This window comes from Halorubrum sp. AJ67, assembly GCF_000513435.1.
This window is the reverse complement of sequence record NZ_CBVY010000003.1, coordinates 419,569-421,462: the sequence shown is the minus strand read 5'-3', so window position 1 is coordinate 421,462 and position 1,894 is coordinate 419,569. Positions and strand designations below refer to the sequence as shown.

2 protein-coding genes and 1 pseudogene are annotated in these 1,894 nt (G+C 63.9%); 2 read left to right on the top strand and 1 reads right to left on the bottom strand.

Features of this window, described 5'->3' with window-relative positions:
- Window positions 1–1,061: pseudogene (locus tag BN903_RS17940) on the top strand (hypothetical protein); the annotation flags it as partial.
- A gap of 78 nt (window positions 1,062–1,139) precedes the next feature.
- Window positions 1,140–1,289, top strand: coding sequence for a hypothetical protein (locus tag BN903_RS17225; protein WP_195155718.1), 150 nt, complete (start codon window positions 1,140–1,142; stop codon window positions 1,287–1,289).
- Between the two features lie 40 nt (window positions 1,290–1,329).
- Here BN903_RS17225 and BN903_RS05310 read toward each other — a convergent pair whose 3' ends face one another.
- Window positions 1,330–1,788: a DUF5799 family protein gene (locus tag BN903_RS05310; protein ID WP_048076703.1), complete on the bottom strand. Its 459-nt coding sequence runs from the start codon at window positions 1,786–1,788 to the stop codon at window positions 1,330–1,332.
- Window positions 1,789–1,894 lie beyond the last annotated feature (106 nt).

Sequence of the window (1,894 nt, the reverse complement as noted above, 5' to 3'; positions counted from 1 at the left end):
GGGTCCGCGGGGCAGCCGAGCCGTCCGCTCCCGACGCTCCCATTGCGCTCGCGAGGTCACAGCGGATCGACCTCGAATCGCCGACGCTGAAGCCGAAGAGCGATCCGGTGCCGACCCCCGACGCGGATCCGATTCCCCCGGGGGCGTCCGTACTCACGCCGGTCTCGTACGTGAACTATTTACGCCGCGGTGTGTCCTCTCACGGAGACCTCTGCGCGGTCTTCCTCTTTAACTCCGACGAGCAGGCAGAGGCGTTCAGAAACGCCTATGCCGACCCCGAGACACCGGACGGTATCGAGAAGTGGAGGGTCTTATCTGCCCCAAGTTCCGACGCCGTTTCTGACGTTTTCTCCGATTCCTCGACGGATATCGTCTACTGCGGTCTCCCGATCGATGACGGTGCGGTCGTCTCGGTGGACGGCCGTGTCGAAATCAGCTCGCTCGGCGCGCCGAACGAGCTGAACTCTCCGGCCGTCGTAGTCCTCGAAGGAACGAGAGATGTCAAGACTGGCCTCGGCTTAATCAACGCAGGCGCTCTCGGAACGGTGCTGTTCGACGGCAACCTTCCTTCGGAGTCCGTTCGACAGTTGATCGGGCTGCTGTCGGCAGGCGGTTCCATTTCCGTCGCGACGGCACTCGCGATTCGTGATGAAGGCACACAGGCACGATTCATTGGTGATCCGGGGACGCTCGCCTCGAAGAACCGCGGATTTCCGTTACAGCTTCTTTCGCTTCGTTCCCTCGATACGAATTCGTTGGCGGTCGATCGGTGGTCGTTTACTTCCATCAAAGCGATGCTCGGAATGGAGTGTTCGACGATTGTTGACTCCCTTGACAGACGGAGACGACTCGCTGGAACCCGTCACAGAGAGCCAGAGCCGATTGCTGTTTCCGACGCTCTGAATATACACTCCGGAAGCGAAGTTCAAATCTGTCTCAACGGTGATCTCGTCCTCAAAAGCGACGACCTCACCGCCGAAGACATCGAGGAATCCGCGACAAAGGCGCTCTCGGAGGTATCCGAGACCGAGTCGCACGCCGACTCGCAGTGTCGGAACTGAGCCGCGGAGCGTCGCCGGCGCGACCAACTCCCCTCGCCCGCCGACATGTTTTATTTCCCCGACGACGAACCGCCGCGTATGCCTCAGGTCCACCTCGACGAGGAGACGGTCGAACGGCTCGACGGGCTCCGCGTCGACGACGAGGAGTACGACGAGATCGTCAGCGAACTCATCAACATCTACGAGGCGGAGGAGCTCACGCTGTTCCGCGGCAGCGACATCGAGTGACAGAACACGTCCGTAGACCGGCCGAGCGCCGGTCGCGACCTCACTCCTGATACGCGACGCGGACCTGCTCCCACTTGCCGACCTCCTCTAGGTGTGCCTGTAGCTCGTCGGCGTACTCCTGTACGAGCCGCTCTGCGGCCTCCAGCTCCTCGTCCGAGCCCCCGCTGCTACCGCCGCCCCCGCCGAGACCGAGCGCGCCCTTGATCGAGTCGACGAGACCGCCGCCCGAATTGCCGCCCTCCGCGCCGCCGGGAGCGCCGCCCATCCCCGCCATCTGCGACCGGAGGTTCTCCAGTTCGGGCATGATCGCGGGGAGACTCGACGTGTCCGCCACGACGCGAGCGCTCTCCGGGTCGTCGGCGTTCTCGATCTCGAAGTCGGTCGCGGTCATGATCAGTCCCCACTCCTGACTGGAGAAGCGCGACGCCGCGACGTGCTCGTTGAACTGGTTGTCGACGGTCATCCGCTCGCCGACGATGGCGTCGGTCCACTCGCTCATGCCGCCCCCGTTCGACGGTCGCGGTGAAAAGTCCGTCCCCCCGCGGCGACGCCCCGTCTCGGGCCGGTTCCCGTGCCGAGGGAGGACGCGGAGGAGTTTAGACGCC